The 18,016-nt window shown below is 71.8% G+C and carries 16 protein-coding genes and 1 pseudogene; 12 read left to right on the top strand and 5 right to left on the bottom strand.

Annotated features, from left to right (window positions below):
• Positions 1 to 26: 26 nt before the first annotated feature.
• Complete coding sequence (locus ACFWIA_RS19980) at positions 27 to 1,490, bottom strand: PucR family transcriptional regulator (RefSeq protein ID WP_387006852.1); 1,464 nt, start codon at positions 1,488 to 1,490, stop codon at positions 27 to 29.
• A gap of 136 nt (positions 1,491 to 1,626) precedes the next feature.
• Between ACFWIA_RS19980 and ACFWIA_RS19975 the strand changes: the two genes are divergently transcribed.
• The 3 genes from ACFWIA_RS19975 (at position 1,627) to ACFWIA_RS19965 (ending at position 5,638) form a co-directional block, all read left to right on the top strand.
• On the top strand, positions 1,627 to 3,201 hold the full coding sequence (locus ACFWIA_RS19975) for an aldehyde dehydrogenase family protein (protein ID WP_387006849.1): 1,575 nt from the start codon (positions 1,627 to 1,629) through the stop codon (positions 3,199 to 3,201).
• On the top strand, positions 3,198 to 4,361 hold the full coding sequence (locus tag ACFWIA_RS19970) for a CaiB/BaiF CoA transferase family protein (protein ID WP_387006847.1): 1,164 nt from the start codon (positions 3,198 to 3,200) through the stop codon (positions 4,359 to 4,361). Before ACFWIA_RS19975 ends, ACFWIA_RS19970 begins: the two co-directional genes overlap by 4 nt.
• Positions 4,362 to 4,441: 80 nt before the next feature.
• A complete protein-coding gene (locus tag ACFWIA_RS19965; protein ID WP_387006844.1) occupies positions 4,442 to 5,638 on the top strand; it encodes an acyl-CoA dehydrogenase family protein in 1,197 nt (398 codons plus the stop codon).
• 76 nt (positions 5,639 to 5,714) lie between these two features.
• On the opposite strand, the gene ACFWIA_RS19960 is transcribed toward ACFWIA_RS19965, so the two are convergent.
• On the bottom strand, positions 5,715 to 6,275 hold the full coding sequence (locus ACFWIA_RS19960) for a TetR/AcrR family transcriptional regulator (RefSeq protein ID WP_387006841.1): 561 nt from the start codon (positions 6,273 to 6,275) through the stop codon (positions 5,715 to 5,717).
• A gap of 88 nt (positions 6,276 to 6,363) precedes the next feature.
• On the opposite strand from ACFWIA_RS19960, the gene ACFWIA_RS19955 reads away from it, so the two are divergent.
• From ACFWIA_RS19955 to ACFWIA_RS19945, 3 genes are all read left to right on the top strand, one after another.
• Positions 6,364 to 7,185, top strand: coding sequence for an SDR family NAD(P)-dependent oxidoreductase (locus ACFWIA_RS19955; RefSeq protein ID WP_387006839.1), 822 nt, complete (start codon positions 6,364 to 6,366; stop codon positions 7,183 to 7,185).
• A 216-nt stretch (positions 7,186 to 7,401) separates the two neighbouring features.
• A complete protein-coding gene (locus ACFWIA_RS19950) occupies positions 7,402 to 8,001 on the top strand; it encodes a choice-of-anchor C family protein (RefSeq protein WP_387006836.1) in 600 nt (199 codons plus the stop codon).
• A 333-nt stretch (positions 8,002 to 8,334) separates the two neighbouring features.
• Positions 8,335 to 8,673 (top strand): hypothetical protein, encoded by a 339-nt coding sequence (locus tag ACFWIA_RS19945; protein WP_385495078.1) that lies wholly within the window; start codon positions 8,335 to 8,337, stop codon positions 8,671 to 8,673.
• A 228-nt stretch (positions 8,674 to 8,901) separates the two neighbouring features.
• On the opposite strand, the gene ACFWIA_RS19940 is transcribed toward ACFWIA_RS19945, so the two are convergent.
• Both ACFWIA_RS19940 and ACFWIA_RS19935 read right to left on the bottom strand, forming a co-directional pair.
• Entirely contained in the window at positions 8,902 to 10,845 is a 1,944-nt protein-coding gene (locus ACFWIA_RS19940) for an SMI1/KNR4 family protein (protein WP_387006833.1), read from the bottom strand.
• A 52-nt stretch (positions 10,846 to 10,897) separates the two neighbouring features.
• On the bottom strand, positions 10,898 to 11,338 hold the full coding sequence (locus tag ACFWIA_RS19935; protein ID WP_387006830.1) for a DUF4259 domain-containing protein: 441 nt from the start codon (positions 11,336 to 11,338) through the stop codon (positions 10,898 to 10,900).
• A gap of 459 nt (positions 11,339 to 11,797) precedes the next feature.
• Here ACFWIA_RS19935 and ACFWIA_RS19930 point away from each other — a divergent pair.
• Both ACFWIA_RS19930 and ACFWIA_RS19925 read left to right on the top strand, forming a co-directional pair.
• A pseudogene (locus ACFWIA_RS19930) lies at positions 11,798 to 11,917 on the top strand (transcriptional regulator); the annotation flags it as partial.
• A gap of 56 nt (positions 11,918 to 11,973) precedes the next feature.
• On the top strand, positions 11,974 to 12,390 hold the full coding sequence (locus ACFWIA_RS19925; RefSeq protein ID WP_387006827.1) for an ATP-binding protein: 417 nt from the start codon (positions 11,974 to 11,976) through the stop codon (positions 12,388 to 12,390).
• A gap of 130 nt (positions 12,391 to 12,520) precedes the next feature.
• Here ACFWIA_RS19925 and ACFWIA_RS19920 read toward each other — a convergent pair whose 3' ends face one another.
• Positions 12,521 to 12,871 carry a zinc ribbon domain-containing protein YjdM gene (locus ACFWIA_RS19920; RefSeq protein ID WP_387006824.1) on the bottom strand — a complete coding sequence of 117 codons (351 nt, stop codon included), beginning with the start codon at positions 12,869 to 12,871 and terminating at the stop codon, positions 12,521 to 12,523.
• Positions 12,872 to 12,972: 101 nt separating this feature from the next.
• Between ACFWIA_RS19920 and ACFWIA_RS19915 the strand changes: the two genes are divergently transcribed.
• The 4 genes from ACFWIA_RS19915 (at position 12,973) to ACFWIA_RS19900 (ending at position 17,923) form a co-directional block, all read left to right on the top strand.
• Positions 12,973 to 14,196: an MFS transporter gene (locus ACFWIA_RS19915; protein ID WP_387006821.1), complete on the top strand. Its 1,224-nt coding sequence runs from the start codon at positions 12,973 to 12,975 to the stop codon at positions 14,194 to 14,196.
• Positions 14,197 to 14,548: 352 nt separating this feature from the next.
• Complete coding sequence (locus ACFWIA_RS19910; protein ID WP_387006818.1) at positions 14,549 to 15,991, top strand: polysaccharide lyase 6 family protein; 1,443 nt, start codon at positions 14,549 to 14,551, stop codon at positions 15,989 to 15,991.
• 158 nt (positions 15,992 to 16,149) lie between these two features.
• Positions 16,150 to 16,509, top strand: coding sequence for a hypothetical protein (locus ACFWIA_RS19905; protein ID WP_387006815.1), 360 nt, complete (start codon positions 16,150 to 16,152; stop codon positions 16,507 to 16,509).
• 97 nt (positions 16,510 to 16,606) lie between these two features.
• Positions 16,607 to 17,923 carry a cytochrome P450 gene (locus ACFWIA_RS19900; protein WP_387006812.1) on the top strand — a complete coding sequence of 439 codons (1,317 nt, stop codon included), beginning with the start codon at positions 16,607 to 16,609 and terminating at the stop codon, positions 17,921 to 17,923.
• Positions 17,924 to 18,016: the final 93 nt, after the last annotated feature.

Here is an 18,016-nt window from a genome sequence, read left to right as displayed (position 1 = left end):
CCGGCGTCGGTCCCCGGCTCGGCCGGTCAGGCCAGGCCGTTCTCCCGCAGACGCAGCCAGATCCGGCTCGCCGTGTCCGGGTCGTCGAGGTCCGCGCCCATCAGCCGGGTCGCGGTCGCGATGCGGTGCCGCAGGGTGTTGCGGTGCACTCCGAGGTCGGCTGCGGCACGCTCCCAGTGGCCCCGGTGCCGCAGATAGGCGGCGACGGCACCCACCAGATCGGCACGCCGGTAGCCGAGGATCGGGTCCAGCGAAGGGGCCGTGGGCGTTCCGTTAGCAGCCAGGTCGCGCAGGACGCCCGGCGGGACCGTGGCCAGGGTTCGGCTGAGCGCCGGCAGTTGCCGGTGCAGTTCGGCCACGGAAGCCGGGGCGCCGAGAACGGCTCGGGCACCGGGGAACCGTTCCGCCGTCAACCGCTGTAGCGCCCCCCGTACCGCCTCCGCGTCATGAGGTTCGGCCAGGGCCCAGACCGCGTCCGGTTCGGCGACGGCCAGCAGCTGGTGGCCGCCGCCGACCGCCGGTTCGAGTGCGTCGAGCGCCTCGTCGGTACCGTCGGTCAGCCCCGCCACGGCGAACAACCGGACCCGGGGGGCGATCGCCGGCAGACCGAGGTCGGCGCCCAGGGACCGGGCGGCGTCGAGGTGACCGCTCAGTACCAGTCGGGCCACACAGGCCCGCGCGGTACGGGCCGCCGCCACACCCCGCCGCCGCTGTTCGCCCTGGAGGGCGAGCAGCGCGCACGCGGTCAGGACGAGCTGCCGGTCGGGGGCCGTCATCGGCCGGGGGCAGCCGGTGGCGACGAAGCCGCTCAGCGGTCCGCGGCCGGTCAGCGGATGGAGTACGACGTCGTCGTCGCCCAGCGGGAACGTCGCGGAGGAGTGCGGGCCCGCCACGCGCAGCCGAGCGACCTCCGCCGCGATCCGCCGGGCGCTCGAACGGTACTCGCGCGGCCAGACCGCCCGCACCTCGCCCTGCGGGGTGAGCTGGGCGGCCCAGCCCTCCACGGCGGCGGCCAGGGTGCGCACCACGGCGCGCACGGGGTCCGGCCCGGCGGCTGAGCGGACGAGTTCACGGTGGGCGCCGAGGGCGGCGGTGAGTTCCTCCTGCCCGGCAGCGGCGGTCAGCGACCAGTAGGTGCGCGCGATGGTGAGGAAGGGAGTGGGCGCGGGGACGGCGCACAGCGGGAGCCCGACCGCCTCGCACGCCCGGACGAGGGTCTCGGGGACGCGGGCGTGCACGGGCCCGAGACCGATGCCGAGCGCGGCGACCCCGCGGGCCACCAGCCGCGCGGTGTACGCCCGGGCCTGCGCCGTCTGGTTGGTGAGCCCCATACCGGTGGTGAGCAGGAGCTCCCCGCCGGCGAGATACGGCGTCGGGTCGGTCAGCTCGCTGACGTGGACGCCGGTGATGTCCAGCGGAGGCGGAACCGCCGGGGTGACCGGTGCGAGGTCGGCGCCCAGCAGCCGTACGAGGTCGTCGAGCGCGGGCACGGGCCCTCCCGGTGTCGAAGGACGTGCGGTTCGCACAGGGTCCGACCATTGTCGGATGAAACGTACAAGGACTTCCAGACCCGGTCGCGCATAGCTTGCGAAGGACCAGCGACCCGCCGACGGAAGGACGTCCCCGATGTCCGCAGCTGTCCCCCCTGCCGAGACGCGGCCCGCCGCGGAACCCGGGGCCGAGGCGAGCCGTGACCCGCGCACCGGCGCCGCGACCGTCGGGCCGTCGGCCACCACGCCCGCGGAGCTGTCCGCCCTCCTCGCCACCGCCGCGCGGGACGCGGACGAGGTCGCCTCCCGCGCCCCCGCGGTACGGGCGGCATGGCTCGGCGCCGTCGCGGACTCCCTGGTGGAGCACGCCGACGAGTTGACCGCGCTCGCCGACGCCGAAACCGCGCTGGGCCCGGACCGGTTGCACGGTGAGGTGGGTCGCACGGCCGCACAGCTGCGCTGCTACGGATCGGTCGCCGTGGAGGGCGGCTGGCTCGGCATCCGGATCGACGGGCCGCCCACGACCGGCTCGGTGGAGTTGCGGCGCGTCAACCGGCCGCTCGGCCCGGTGGCGGTCTTCGGCGCCAGCAACTTCCCGTTCGCGTTCGGGGTCGTCGGGCACGACACCGCGTCCGCCCTGGCCGCCGGGTGCCCCGTCCTGGTCAAGGCGCATCCCGCGCATCCCCGGCTGAGTGCCCGACTCGGTGCGCTGGTCTCGGACGCGTTGCGCGCCGCCGGCGCACCGGCGGGGGCCTGGGCACTGGTCACCGGCTTCGACGCGGGACTCGCCCTCGTGGACGCGCCCGAGGTGACGGCCGTGGCCTTCACCGGATCGCAGCGCGGTGGCATGGCATTGGTCGAACGAGCTGCCCGCCGCCCGGTGCCCGTGCCCGTCTTCGCCGAGATGGGGACCGTCAACCCGGCGGTCCTCACGCCCGCCACCGCTGCGGACCCGGCCCGGCTGACCGCCGCGGCGCAGGGCTTCACCGAGTCCTTCACCCTGGGGCAGGGCCAGTTCTGCACCAAGCCCGGTCTGCTGCTGGCCCCCGCGGGCAGCGGCGCCGCGACCGCGGTCGCCACGGCCCTGAACGGCGTGCGGCCCGGTTGGCTGTTGACCGCGGAGATCGCGGCGGCCTGTCGGCGGGGGATCGCCGACCTGGTGACCGCGGGGGCCGAGCCGTTGGCCTCCGTACCACCGTCCGCAGAGGGGTTCACCGCCGCGCCGACGGTACTCACCGCACCCGCGCGGGCCCTACGCGCCGGCTCCCGGCTACTGGAGGAGTGCTTCGGCCCGGTGGCCCTGGTCGTGGAGTACCACGGCGTGGCCGGTCTACGGGAGGCGCTGGCCGCACTCCAGCCGTCCCTGGCCGCTTCGGTGATCTCGGCAGGACCGGCCGATCCCGACCTGCCGTGGCTCGTGGAGCGGCTGGCGGGACGGTCCGGGCGGGTGGTCGTCGACGGCTGGCCGACCGGGGTGGCGACCTCCTGGGCGCAGCAGCACGGTGGTCCCTGGCCCGCGACCAGCAGGCCGGACGCCACCAGCGTCGGTGCGGGCGCGCTGGACCGCTTCACCCGTCCGGTCACCTACCAGAACGCGCCTCGGGCCGCGCTGCCCGAGGCGCTGCGCGACGACAACCCCTGGGGCGTGGTCCGACGGTTGGACGGCGTACCGCGTTCCGCGTCCGCCGCAACCAGGGGAGGCGGCGCATGAACGGACCTCTGGACGGTGTGTTGGTCGCGGACTTCAGCCGGGTGCTGGCCGGGCCGCTGTGCACCATGACCCTGGCCGATCTGGGTGCGACCGTCGTCAAGGTGGAGCGGCCCGGTTCCGGGGACGACACCCGGTCCTGGGGACCGCCCTGGTCGGCGACGTCCACGACGTACTTCGAGAGCGTCAACCGTTCCAAGCTGGGCGTCGCCCTCGACCTGACCGACGACGCCGACCGCGCCCTCGGGCAGGAGTTGGCCCACCGTGCGGACGTCGTGGTGGAGAACTTCCGCACCGGCTCCCTGGAGCGCCTGGGCCTCGGCTACGAGCAGGTGTCCGCCGTCAACCCCGGCGTCGTGTACTGCTCGATCACCGGGTTCGGCGGTGGCGCGGGGGCCGGACTGCCGGGCTACGACTTCGTCGTCCAGGCCGTCGGCGGTCTGATGAGCATCACCGGCGGGACCGACGGCGAACCGACGAAGGTCGGGGTCGCCCTGGTCGACGTGCTGACCGGCAAGGACGCCGTGATCGGCGTGTTGGCCGCGCTGGCGGCGCGGGCCCGGACCGGACGCGGCTGCCGGGTGGAGGTCACTCTGCTGTCCAGCCTGTTGGGCTCCCTGGTGAACCAGGCCCAGGGCTACCTGGAGACCGGCCTGCCGCCCGGGCGGATGGGCAATCGTCATCCCTCCATCGCCCCCTACGAGATGCTCCGCTGTCGTGACGGGTTGCTGGCGGTAGCCTGCGGCAACGACGGCCAGTTCGCCCGGCTGGCCGCCGCGCTCGGCGCCGCGGAGCTGGCGCAGGACGAGCGGTTCGCCACCAACGCCGGGCGGGTCGCCCACCGTGAGCACCTGGTGGTGGCCCTGGAGCGGCGTCTGGCGCACGGGGACGGTTCCGACTGGCAGGCGCGGCTCACCGAGGCGGGGGTCCCGGCGGGGAAGGTCGGCACGGTCGCCGACGGGTTCGCACTCGCCGAGGAACTGGAGCTGTCGCCCACCGTGACTCCGGCCGGCGGGGGGACACCCGCGCCCCGGCACCCGGTCACGTACTCCACCGGCCTGGTCCAGGAGGCTTCGCCACCGCCTCGGTTGGACGAGCACGGCACGGCGGTCCGCGCCTGGCTCTCCGGGCCGGACGACGAGCCACTTCCCACCGGCAGCTGACCGGTCGGGCCGCCGGCCCCGCGTACCCCTCGTCCCCGGACGACGAGTAGCCCCAGCCCCGCATCCGAAAGGCAGGACCCATGTCCACCGCATCCGACCCCGCACGCGTCACGAGCGATCCGCTCGACCTGGCCGGCATCGACGATCTGCTCAGTCCCGAGGAGAAGGCGGTCCGGGCGGCCGTCCGGCAGGTCTGCGACTCCGCCGTTGACCCCTACGTCGCCGAATGGTTCGAGAAGGGCGAACTGCCCGCCATCCGTGAGCTGGCCAAGGAGTTCGGTGGCCTCGGCCTGCTCGGCATGCACCTGGAGGGTTACGGCTGTGCGGGGATGAGCGCCGTCGACTACGGCCTCGCCTGTCTGGAGCTGGAGGCCAGCGACTCGGGCATCCGCTCACTGGTCAGCGTCCAGGGCTCGTTGGCGATGTACGCGATCTGGAAGCACGGCAGCGAGGAGCAGAAGCAGCGGTGGCTGCCGTCGATGGCCGCGGGCGAGGCCATCGGGTGCTTCGGCCTGACCGAGCCCGACCACGGCTCCGACCCGGCCGGCATGCGCACCCGTGCCGTACGGGACGGCGGCGACTGGGTCCTCGACGGCCGCAAGATGTGGATCACCAACGGTTCCGTCGCCGACGTGGCGGTGGTGTGGGCCCGGACCGAGGAGGGCGTGCGCGGCTTCGTGGTGCCGACCGACAGCCCCGGGTTCTCCGCCCCGCTGATCAAGCACAAGCTGTCGCTGCGGGCATCGGTCACCAGCGAACTCGTCCTGGACGGGGTCCGGTTGCCGGCCGACGCGGTGCTGCCCGAGGTACGGGGGCTGCGCGGCCCGCTGTCCTGTCTGAACGAGGCGCGCTACGGCATCGTCTGGGGCGCGATGGGAGCCGCCCGCAGTTCCCTCCACGCGGCCCTGGAGTACGCGGGGCAGCGTGCGCAGTTCGGCAAGCCGATCGCGGGCTTCCAGCTCACGCAGGAGAAGTTGGCCGAGATGGCGGTGGAGCTGACCTGCGGCACCCTGCTCGCCCTGCACCTGGGCCGGCGCAAGGACGGTCCGGGGCTGCGGCCCGAACAGGTCAGCATGGGCAAGCTCAACAACGTGAACAAGGCCCTGGACATCTGCCGCACCGCGCGCACCGTCCTGGGCGCCAACGGGATCTCCCTGGAGTACCCGGTGATCCGGCACATGGCCAACCTCGAATCCGTGCTGACGTACGAGGGCACCCCCGAGATGCACAAGCTCGTCATCGGTCAGGCCATGACGGGCCTGTCCGCCTTCCGGTAGGGAACGCAGCCGAGGGCGAGCGGCCCGGTGCGCACCCGCGCTGCCCACCGCACCGCACCGGGCCGTCGCCGGAGCCTCAGTGCGAGGCCAAGCCGCGCAGGGTGAGGCCCACTTGGTGCTCGATCGCCTCCGGCCCGGCGTCGGGCATCAGTTGCACGATGCGGATGAGAGCCAGGAGGCGGTAGGCGATGTCGTGGGCGGTCACGTCAGCCGCGAGGGTGTGATCAGCGCGGGAACGGTCCACGGCGTCCTGGCCGATCGCGGTCAGATGGAGGAGGCAGCGTTCGAGGTCCTCATCCGACGGCGATCCGTCCGTGAGGAGGTCGACCAGCGCCTTGTTGGTGGCGAGGTGGACGATCGCCGTTCCGAAGAAGGCGTGCAGACCGTCGATCGCGGAGACGTGCGGGGGCAGCGCACCCCCGGCGAGTGCGGCGAGGTCGGTGCCGGTGACGGCCCGTACGAGGTCCTCGCGGGTGGGGAAGTGCCGGTACAGGGTCCCGATGCCGACACCGGCCGCCGCGGCGACGGCCCGCATGTCCACGGTCATGCCGCTGCTACGGAAGGCGTCCTGCGCAGCGATGAGGATGCGCTCCCTGTTGGCCGCCGCGTCCCGCCGTTGTCTCCGTTCCCCTGTCATCCCCTCACTATAGCGATTCGGAACAGCTGTTCCGCTTGCTGCTACGGTGTTCCGGAACACGTGTTCCGTTACGGAGGGGTGGGCCGGCATGAAGACGATCGTGATCACGGGAGGCACCGACGGAATGGGCGCCGCGCTGGCGCGTCACTTCCTCACCGCGGGCGACCGCGTCGTAGTCGTCGGGCGCAGCCGCGGAAAGTTCGAGGCACTGGTCTCGGGCGTGGCCGGCGGGGACCCGTCGGCCACGACGCGGGCCGAGTTCCTCGCGGCCGACCTGTCCTCCCTGGGTGACGGCCGCCGCGTGGTCGACCACCTGGCGACGCACCACCAGCACATCGACGCACTGATCCTCGCCGCTTCCTACATCCGGCAACGCCGCCAGGTCACGACCGAGGGGCACGAGGCGTCCTGGGTGCTGTTCTTCCTGAGCAAGTACCTGCTCGTCACCGGGCTCGCCCCGCTGCTCCGGGCGGCCGGGCGCCCCGTCGTCATCAACACCGCCGTGCCCGGCGCGCCCGCGGACGCCATCGCGTTCGACGACCCCGGGATGGCGGACGGGTTCACCTTCAGGCGGTCCAACGCCCAGCAGCGGCGCGCCAACGAACTCCTCGGCATCGTCGCCACCACCGACAACCCGAACCTCGCCTACGTGACCTGGGGCCCGGCCCGGCTGGTGCGCTCCAGCTTCGCGGGTGAGGTCGGGACGGCCATGAAAGTCGCCGCCGTCGTGCTCGCGCCCCTGCTCGGCCAACGTCCGGAGCGTGCGGTCCGCCCGCTCGTCCACCTCGTCGACGACCCGACCCCCGGACGGGCCGCCTACCGCGGCGCCGCAGAGCGCTCCCTCACCGTCGGCGACCACGACGAGGACGAAGCCGTGCGTCTGGTCGCTATGGTCGAGGAACACCTCTGACTCGGGACGGCCCCCCACGAAACGGACCCTTGGTGGCCGCGGTGGATCGTTCACACCGGACCGGACCGGCTCGTCGGAGCGTTCCGGCGTGTGCACGGTCCCTGCGCTCTGCTTGATCACTCCTGCACACCCCGGCGCACGCCTTCTCACCCCCTCCTGCGTGCCGAAAGGCTGACGGGGCAGGACAGTGCACTCACCCCCCTTCAGGAGGTACACATGGCAGTTGCGCGTTCCTTGGCCGTCGCCGTAATCGCGGCGGGACTCCTCACGGCCGGTCCGGGTGCGGCGTGGGCCGCCCCGTCCGCGGCGGCCGTGAGCAGGTTCGACGACGGCAGTTTCGAGTACCCCACCGCGCCGGCGAACTCGTTCACCACCCTCACCAGTGGACAGTCGATCGGACCGTGGCAGGTCACGTCCGGGGGAGTGGACCTGATCGGCGCCGGGTTCTGGCAGGCGGCCGAAGGCGACCAGTCCGTCGATCTGAACGCCGGTCAGACGGGCTCCGTCGCACAGAGCTTCTCCACGATCGTGGGGCGGACGTACACGGTCACCTATGCGCTGGCCGCCAACCCCGAGGGCAGTCCGGCGGTGAAGACGGGCAAGGTCCTGATCGACGGACAGAACTTCCAGGACTTCTCGTTCGACTCCACGGGCAAGACCCGCGCGGCCATGGGCTACGTCCAACGGCAGGTGACCTTCGTGGCCAACGCGCCGACGACGACCCTCGGGTTCGCCAGCACCGTCTCCGGCGCCTACGGGCCCGTCATCGACGACGTCCGCGTGACCGCCGGCTCCCCGTGTTCCTGCACCCCGTGACCGTCCGGTCGTCCTGACCGCGGCCCGCTGTCCGGCAGCCGTTCCGCCGGGCAGCGGGCCGGGTCGCGCGCTCCCTTGACCGGAGCCTGGCCCGGCAAGTCACCGAGAGCGCGGCCGACTTGCCGGGCACGGGTGGAGGCCGTCTGACCTGCCGGTCCGTACCATGGCGCGGAAGTCACGATCGTCCAGGTGCGTGCGTGTCGGCCCGATTCACCCTTTCGGGGCGTTGCTGCGAAGCGTGAGGGGTCGGACACTGAACGTAGTGGAGCACGGGCCCTCGGCTGGATCAGCCGGTCGGTGTAGGGGTCGTGCTCGCGTGGAGAGGGGACCACTGTGTCCGTCATCACCGCACCGGAAACCCCCATCGAAACCGCCGAGCAGATCGCGGGCGCCGTCGCCGGCGGCAACGTTGTCGACGTGTGGCGTGGCTGGGTCAACTGGGGCCCGTACAACAACTGGGTCAACTACCCCATCACCTGGAACGTCATCAACGCGAACTCGACGGTTCTCGTCGCGGCCAGCGAGATCGACGGCAACAACGTGCGGTTCCTGGGGGCTGCGCCCATCACCGTGGCGAACATCGTCCCCGCCGCCGGGCTCGTCACCGTCAAGATCAACGTCGCCTGGGGCAGCGGCCTCCGGATCCGCACGGACATCGTCGTCCTCAACTAACCCACCACCCAGCTGAGGACGGCGGCCGACCGGGCAACGGTTCCAGGCGCTCTCGGTGGCGACCTGCCCCGCAGCCGATGGCATCGGCCGGCCGCATGCGCCTTCGCGGTACGCACCGTTCACCTTCGCTTCCCCCACCCATGCGACGGCCCGCTGCCGAGTGATGCTCAGCACCGGCTCGGCAGCACCGTCGCGCGGGCGAGGCAGACACCCTCGGGCCCAGCCGGCCTACCTCAGGCGTCGCATCTCGCCTTCCTCCGGCTGCCCGTCTTCCGGACGGGCGGTCGTCCAGTAGCTCCGCAGCCTCGGGCGGGACCCCGCGTCCTCCGGCGCCGTCCAGGAGCGGGTGGTGAAGGAGTGCAGCCGACCGGCCTCGATCGCGTGACGCGGTAGACGGGCGCCGAACTCCCCGGCCACCGCTTCCAGCAGCGAACGTTCCACCTCGACGCCGTCCCCCTGGCCATCGAAGAACCGGCTCGGGTCCAAGGCCCGCGGTACCTCCCCACGGGTGCACACCTCTCCGTCCACGTACGTGAACGCGTACTGTTCGGCACCGTCCCGCGCCACGGAGAGGTGGAAGAAGGCCCCGTGGACCCCTGCTCTCCACCCGCACCACACCACCACCGCGCGGGTGCCGGTGGAGGCAGCCGGGGCGGGGGAGACGAACTGGTGCCGGTCGAACCGGGCGGGAGTACCGTCGAAGGCGAAACTCCAGCCGGTGCCGGCCCGGCCGACCACCACGCGGGCCTCGTCATCCTCGTACGGGAACTCCCTCCGGTGCCGCGGCGCCGACTGGCAGGCCTCCCAGAAGGACCGGGGCCGACCCAGCTCCGCGGCCCCGTCCGCGAGGCGTCCGGGCAACTCCGCCGGCTCCACCCCCTCCACCAGCACGAACCGGTAGCAGGTGCGGCTAGCGAACGAACCCGGGTCGGCGAGCCAGGCAAGGCCGCCCGGGTCGAGCCCGGCAGTCGGCTCCGGAACCCCACCCACCTGCCCGCCCCTCGGAGTGGACAACAGCTCACGGCCCCGCTCCGAGGTCAGCAACGGCCCGAGCACGGGATCGGCGACCCACCCCAGCGGTGCCAGATGATCCGGCCCCAGTGGCTCCCACAGCGGCAACGCCGCCCGCAGCGTCTGCCAGGCCTCGTCGGTGTCTCCCCACCGGGCCAGCTCCCGCGCCCGCTCGACCGCCTCCCCGAACGGGCCGCCCGGCGCGTACCGGTACTCGCCGCTGCGCACCTGCTCCACCGTCGCCCGGGCCAGGGCCATCACCTCGTCGTCGGCGCCGCGCAGGACGAACGGCAGCGTGGAGTCCTCCCGGTACGGGTGCGTCGCCTGCCCGGCCACCAGCACCGGCAGCAACTCCGGCGCGTACCGCGGATCCGTCACCAGGCCCTCGAAGGACGCCTCGCGGTGTCCCCGCAAGCGACGGATCTGGTCGCCCAACCCGGCAGCCCGCGGCCTGCCGTACCCCGCAGCCCCGTCCAACAGCGCTTGGGCACGCCCCCACCCACCCCGCAGGGCTTCCCACCGAGCCTCGTCCACCCACGCGTCCTGCTCCCGCGTCGTGTCATTGACGAACACCGGCCCCTCATGGTGCGGACCCGCCCGCAAGGAGTGGAACTCCCGGTGCATGTCCTGCATGAACGCGAAGAAGCTCGGGTAGTGCCGGGGCGGCTCGGCCCGCCAGCTCGCCCAGCTGTACACGGCCCACTCGCCGTCCTCACCCACCCCCTCGGGATCCATGACCAGGTGAGTGGCATCGGACTCGACGTCCAGTTGCAGCCCGTGCCGCCACACCTCAGCGCCCCGCCGCTCCTCCGGCTCGGCGTCCTCGTCCACGTACTCCTCGAACGTGTCCGCGAGACCGTACTCGTCGTCGTGCCAACGCGCTTCCGCCGTCCCGGCCAGCAGCCACACGAACCCGCCCGCGTGCTGCCAGCCATCGCTGACCTTGAGGAACTCCCGGTACGACGGTGGCATCCGCCGGCCGAGGCGCGCCTCCATGGCGACGATCCGCTCCTCGGACGCGGGCGGGAATCCCAACCATCGAGCCCGCTGCGCTGCCGCGTCCCGCTCGCTCCGCGTCTCGTCGTCCGGTGCGCAATCCGCCCACTCCCCGCTCCACTTGAGGAGGAAGGGCGGCCAGTCGAACCCCGTGCTGTCCGTCATGCGCCCGATGCTGCCATCCGCCACTGACAGTGGCCGCGGCGTGCGGTGTCGGTCAGATCCCGGCGGAGGTGACGTCCCCTCGTGACGGGACGGACGGGTCAAGGGCGTCACGGAGCCGGATGACGTCCTGTCGCCACTGCGGTCCGTCCGCGGATTCGTTCCAGAGTTCGGCGAGCTCGGACCCTTCGGAGAGCACTTGGGTCAGGGCGCTGACGGCGAGCACGCGAAGGTCCGCGGGCAGATCCGGCAGCTGCTTCGACGGACCGTAGTTCGCACACGCAGGCTCGCCGTCGAGTTGCTGTGCGGCAAGCAGGGCGGCTGCCGCCACGGCTCGCTCGCCGTAGTACGCGTCGAGGTAGTCCGTGGGACCGACAGCGCTTTCGAGCGCGCGGCGGATCATGGCTTCACGTTCGTTCAACGCCGCATCGTCCAGGCCACCTCCGAAGTCGGCGGCGGTGTCGTTGTCGAAGGGTCCGACGTCCCAGGTGCCCATGTGCTGTTCTCCTCATGTGTTGTCTCAGGATGTTCGCATCGACCACTGACAATGAGGCTGCGAGGCATGCAGTACCCGTTCTTTGGAGCACGGGCGGGAGATCCTTGCGATACCGCGGGCCGGGGAGACGGGCCCGCTCCCGGCCCGGTGCCCGACCTCGACCCGTCGCACGGTGGTGCTGTGGCGTGACCCGGGGTTCGGGGCGTCCCGCCCTGACCGCTCAAGCATCCAAGCCGACTGCCACTACATGGCGAATTGCAAAGTTCTGCAACTCCATACATCATGGCGCGGGACTCCTTCGTGGAGCGTGGTCCGGCCCGCCTGCCGGTGCGGTGCGGGCACGACAGGGCGCTCCGCTGCCGGTCGTGGCTGTCGTCATCTCGTGCCGTGTCGCGGATGGCGGCCGGCAAGGGCGGAGGACCGGCGCGAGCAGTCGAAGACGAGGGAGCAGTGCGGGCGATGCGGGTTCCGCTGGATCAGGCGCAGGCCGAGTATGTCCGTACGCTCGGGCATCCCGTGCGCATCCGGGTGCGGGAACCGTTCCGGGACGGTCCGTTGCCGGTGCGCGACCCGGTCGCTGGTCCCCGCCCCCAGGCCGTTGTCGGCCGCCCCCACCGCTGTGGGCGGTCCCTGTGATGTTCCCCGGGATAGAGGCGCTGCCCCTCCAACTCGTCCTGGTCCTGCCCACCACCGGGAAGGCCGTACGCACCGCCCGGGAGACCGCCGAACAAGTGGTGAGGCAATGGGGGATCTCCCCGAGCCACCCGAGCGTGGGCCCGGCCCTGCTGATCGTCTCCGAACTCGTGACCAACAGCGTCCGGCACGCCGCCATCCTGTGCGAGGACCTGACGGTCCTGTTCGCCGCCAGCCGTGACACGTTCGCCTTCGCCGTCCACGACCGTCACCCCCACCAACCGTCCCTCCACGCAGCTGCCCCCGGCCGGGGCCTCGCCACCGTCACCGAACTCACCCTGGACCTCGGCGGCACCGCCGAGATCCGGGCAGACGCCGACGGTCACGGCAAGACCATCTGGGTCACCCTGCCCCTCTGACCACCGGAGGAAGGCGCCTCCGGGAACAGCGGCAGAGCCCGGCGCACCGCTGGCGGGAGCGGCGTGCCGGGCGGAGCGGGAGCACGCTGCTTCCGGGGCGACCACCCGAACTCCCGCTCCCCTTGCGGCGTCAGGCCTTCTTCACCACGCTGGACTTGAGCTGCATCGCACCGAACCCGTCGATCTTGCAGTCGATGTCGTGGCCGTCGGCGCCGTCGACGATGCGGATGTTGCGGACCTTGGTGCCGGACTTGATTCCGGTCGGGCTGCCCTTGACCTTCAGGGTCTTGATCACCGTCACGGTGTCCCCGTCGACAAGGACGTTGCCGACCGCGTCGCGGACCACTCCGGCCGTACCCTCCTGATCCGTTTCCGAACCCGGAGACCACTCGTGGCCGCACTCCGGGCAAACCAGGAGCGCACCCATCTCGTAGGTGTGGACGCTTGAACACTCGGGGCAGGACGGAAGATTCTCACTCACCACAACAGTCTATTTCAGACAGGAACGAGCCGTGTCCGAGGCAGCGCACGTGTGGGTACGTTGCCCCGGAGCGATCGACGTCCGCACGGGGGAGAAGTCGCATGACAACGGCACCGCCGGCGCGTGGGCACCGGGTGGCCCTGCTCGCAGCCCTGATGGTGGCCGCGTTCACCTTCAACACCACCGAGAACCTGCCGATCGGGCTGCTTGAGCTCATCTCGGTCGACCTCCACGTGTCCCTCTCCGCGGTGGGCTACCTGGTCACCGGCTACGGACTGACCGTCGCTGTGGTCTCCCTGCCGATCGCGCACGCCACCCGGTCCGTGCCGCGCCGCCATGTGCTCACCGTGCTACTGGCCGCGCTCGTCCTCTCCACCCTGGTGGCGGCGCTGGGCTCCAGCTACTGGCTGCTCATGGTCGCCCGACTGGTGACCGCGCTCGCTCAGGCGCTGTTCTGGGCGGTGATGGGCCCCGTCGCGGTCGGCCTGTTCCCGCCGGAAGTCCGGGGGCGGGTCATCGGAGTGCTGTCGGTGGCAGGTTCACTGGCGCTGGTACTCGGGGTCCCCGTCGGCACCTGGCTGGGTCAGCGCAGCGCGTGGCAGGCACCCCTCGTCGTGCTCGCCGGGCTGGGCCTGCTCTCCCTCGTCACGATCGCCGTCCTCCTCCCCACGTCCCACCCCGGGGAGGGACACGCCGCCTTCGGCTCGGCACCGGACAGGCGCCGGTTCGGGATCGTCCTGGTGACCACGGCCCTCTCCGTCACCGGCGCCTTCGCGGGCTACACGTACGTCGTCACGTTCCTGGGGGACGTGAGCGACTTCTCCGACACCTCGATCAGCGCCCTGCTGATGGTCTCCGGAATCGCCGGAGTGATCGGCGTGACGATCGCGGGCCCCCTCCTGGACCGCTACCCCCGCGGCACGCTGCTCGTCCCGGTCGCCACCCAAACCATCGGCATGCTGGGCCTGTACGCGACGGGCACCGCCCGGGCGGGAGCGGTCGTGTGTCTGGCGCTGCTGGGCGGTTCGCTCGGCCCGGTGTTCATGGCGACGCAGAACCAGATGCTGCGCTGCGCTCCCGGCCGAACCGAGATCGCGCTCGCGGCCAACTCCGGTGCCTACAACGCGGGAGTCGCAGCCGGTGCGCTGCTCGGCGGCCTCGTCCTCCCGTCCCTGGGCGTGCGGGCCACGTTCCTCGCGGGCGGACTGCTGACCTGCGCGGCGTTCACGGCGCTGCTCACCGAGCGGATGCTGCCACCCGCGCAACCGCACCGGGTGACCGAACCCGGCGACGAGGCGGACAACACCCCAAGCGAGCACCGATGACCCCCACGGCCGGCACCGACGACACCGTCCCACGTCACCAGACGTACGCCCCCGGAGCGGACCCCACGGAAGCACGAGCCCGCCCACGCTCCACGGGACCGTCGAGCCGGACCCCGGCACGGCCGCGATCCCAACCCGCCGACCCGTCCGAGGACATGTCTGCATATCGCACGGGTGGGGGCGGAGGATTCCCCGGCCGCAGCCCGAGTTCATGCAACAGCCATGGAACGGGAACCGTCCCCATCCCCTCCTTCCGCATGGCGGGCCACCGACAAGGGCCCGCGAAGCGGGCTCCGACAGAGAGCCCGAGGTCACGGGAAGCCGACGAGGCTCCCCCTGCAGGAGAGGCATCATGCAGCGACGTACCTTTCTCACCGGCACCCTGCTCGGCGCGGCCTTCGCCACCGCACCGATCTCCGCCCTGACCACCACCAGCGCGTCCGCCGCCACGGTAACCGTCAGCTCCATCGCCGACCTCCAGCGGGAGATCGACCGCGCCGCGCCCGGCGACCGGATCGTCCTGGCCAACGGCACCTACCACGTTCCCGCCGCCGGCATCCGGATCTCGGGCAGGCACGGCATCGGCACGCACATCACTATCGTCTCCCAGAGCCGGGGCGGCGCGGTGCTCCAGGGCGATCGGAGCTTCGTCCTCAGCAACTCCAGCGGCATCACCATCAGCGGCTTCGCCTTCCGCCAGCGTCAGACCCTGGTGATCCCGGCGGACTGCTCCGACATCCGGCTCACCCGCAACGACTTCAAGCTCGTCGACACCGCGGGCGTCGACTGGGTCGTGGTGAAGGCGGACGGGGTCAAGGTCGACCGCAACTACTTCCACGACCGTTCCACCGAGGGCGTGTTCCTCGTCGCCGACGGCCCCGACGCCCCCGTCGACCCGAACAAGGAGACGATGGTCAAGGGCCTCACCATCCTCCGCAACCACTTCGCCCGTCACACCTACGGCGGGACCAACGGCGGCGAGTCCATCCGGCTCGGCGTCAGCCACCGGGCGCTCGACAACGCCGGGGCCGTGGTCGAGTACAACCTCTTCGAGCAGTGCAACGGGGACCCCGAGGCCATCTCGGTGAAGTCCTCGCACAACTTCATCCGCTACAACACCCTCCGCGACTGCGCCGGAGGCATCGTGCTGCGCCACGGCAACGGCACGCTCGTGCACGGCAACCACCTCGTCGGCGGCACCGAGGGCATCCGGCTCTACGGCAACGACCACACGGTGTTCAACAACCACCTGACCGGGCTGTCCGGGCGCGCCTTCGTGATCGGCAGCGGCTCGGCCCGCGACCACCTCCCCGGCGAGTCCAAGACACTGCAACGGGGCAACGACGCCTGTGACCGGGCGCTGATCACCCACAACACCCTGGCCCACAACGCCCGCACCCTCGTGGGCGAGAACCGCGCCCACGAGCCCCGGGACGTCGTCCTCAGCAACAACATCCTGGTCGCCAACGCGGGCAGCCTGGTCGAGCTGGGGCAGCACACCGGCTTCACCTGGCAGGGCAACCTGCTGTGGGGCCAGGCCGCCAACGGCACCATCCCCTCCGGCGGCTTCGTCCGCACCGATCCCCGCCTCCAGCAGGGCGCCGACGGCGTGTTCCGTCTCCTGTCGAACAGCCCGGCCATCGGCGCGGCCGTGCCGACGACCCATGCCGTGAACGACGACGTCGACGGTCACCCGCGCGGCAGCAGCCGTGACATCGGCGCGGACCAGCACACGACGGCGGCGCCCCTGCGCTCCCCGCTGACCACCGCGGACGTGGGCCCGAACGCGGCGTGAGCCCCGCTCCGGTACGGGTCACCGCGCCACGGACCCGTACCGGAGCACCCTCCGAGCCCGATTCCCCCAGAGACCGGAGCCGCCGCGCGGATCGAGCCGGGGAGTCCCCCCCCGCGACCGTCGCCCCCACTGTCACACCCCCTCCGTAGGCTTCGAGCATGAGTGTTTCCCTCTACTACGGCGCGCACCGCACGACACCCTTGAACGAGAGCGAGTCGGCCCTGGTGGCACGCGTGGTCACCGAGCGCACGGCCTCGTTCCCGTACGACGACGAGGAAAGCCTGTACCTGCACGACCGGGGCACGGCCGAGCCGCGGGAGGTCGTCGCCGGTTCCACCAAGATGCCCGTCGACCCCGAGCGGGTGGTGCCGGTGATCGTCCATGTGCTGGATTCCGTGACGGAGTTGCGCCGGGCCGTGCCGGACGCCGAGTGGCACGTGCACCTGGACGACCTCGACGTTCCCTGGGACGAGGCCGACGGGTACGCCCTGCCCGGGATGCGCGACGCGGGCCTCTGATCGCGGCGTCGAGCCGGGACACCCGCTTCCCCTGCACGTCCACCGGGAAGGAACCACCCAGCACCGTCCACTGCGGCACCCCCTGCTCCACGGGAGCGTGCCACAGCCAGGACGGCCGGACCGGGCGCGGACGTTCGGCAAGGTCTTCGAGGAGAGGGAGGTCCCGCTCATGGACGGAGCGTCCGGTGACGTGGGCAACGCGGTCGAACCCGGATCGGACCAGGAATTCGGGTCCCGCAAGATCGAGCGCGGGGGAACGGTGCCGGAATGCCCCGTCGCCCGAGGAAGCGACGGGGTCTGGGAGGTGAGCGGGTACGACGAGGCGCGTGCCGTGCTGCGCAGTACGTCGACCGTGCAGGCCGGGCTCGGGGTCGAGACCGCCGCGAAGCTACCGAAACGCATCCGGCGCCCGGTGCTCTACCGGGACGGCCCCGAGCACCGCGAGCACCGTCGGCAAACCGCACGGTTCTTCACCCCGCGCCGCGTCGACCAGCACTACCGCGACGTCATGGTCCGCGTCACTCAGACCCAGATCGACCGGCTCCGGGCCGACCGCCGGGCACGACTGTCCGACCTCAGCTTCGACCTCGCGATCGAGGTGGCCTGCGCGGTCATCGGCCTGACGGACAGCAGGCCCGGCATCAAGGAACGACTGGAACGCTTCTTCCCGGAGCGATTCGGCACGCCGGGACTGACGAGTCCGCACGGCATCTACTGGATGCTGCGGCAGAACACCAACTGGCTGCGGGTCTACGTCGGCGATGTGCGGCCCGCAGTGCGGGCGCGCCGCCGGACCCGGCGCGACGATCTCATCTCCCACCTCATCGACGACGGCTGCTCGAACACGGAAATCCTCGGCGAGTGCCTCACCTTCGCGGCAGCGGGCATGGTCACCACCCGTGAGTTCATCAGCGCGGCGGCCTGGCACCTGTTCTCCGACACCGAGCTGCTGGCGCACTACCGGGGAGCGGAGGAGCCGGACAGGCTCGCCCTACTCGCGGAGATCCTGCGACTCGAACCGGTCCTGGGCCGTCTCAGCCGCCGTACCACCGCACCGCTCGACCTGCCCGGCGCCCACGGCGGAGCACTGACCGTCCCGGCCGGCGACCGCATCGACATCCTGCTCGACCACGTCAACGTCGACGAACGGACGGTCGGGGCCCGACCGAACTGCCTTCGCCCGGGACGGGCCATGAAGGACGCCGGAGCGCCGGGACTGGCCTTCGGTGACGGCCCGCACAAGTGCCCGGGACTGCACATCGCTCTCCTGGAGACGGACATCTTCCTCAGCCGCCTGTTCGCCTTACCCGGAGTGCGCATGGTGAATCCGCCGACGATCGGCTTCCTGGAAGCCATAGACAGCTACGAACTGCGGCACTGCGTACTGGAGATGAACGGCGAGCACACCGAATGAACGCCTCCTCCTCTGCACGGACACCGACTCTTCCCCACCGCGGTCCACGCCCCCCGAGCCGGCGCGTAGACCAGTTACGGGACAACCTCGGTA

Origin of the sequence: Streptomyces sp. NPDC127068 (assembly GCF_042724695.1) — a bacterium.
In the GTDB taxonomy this organism is placed as follows: domain Bacteria; phylum Actinomycetota; class Actinomycetes; order Streptomycetales; family Streptomycetaceae; genus Streptomyces.
This window is presented reverse-complemented; position numbering and strand designations above follow the sequence as displayed.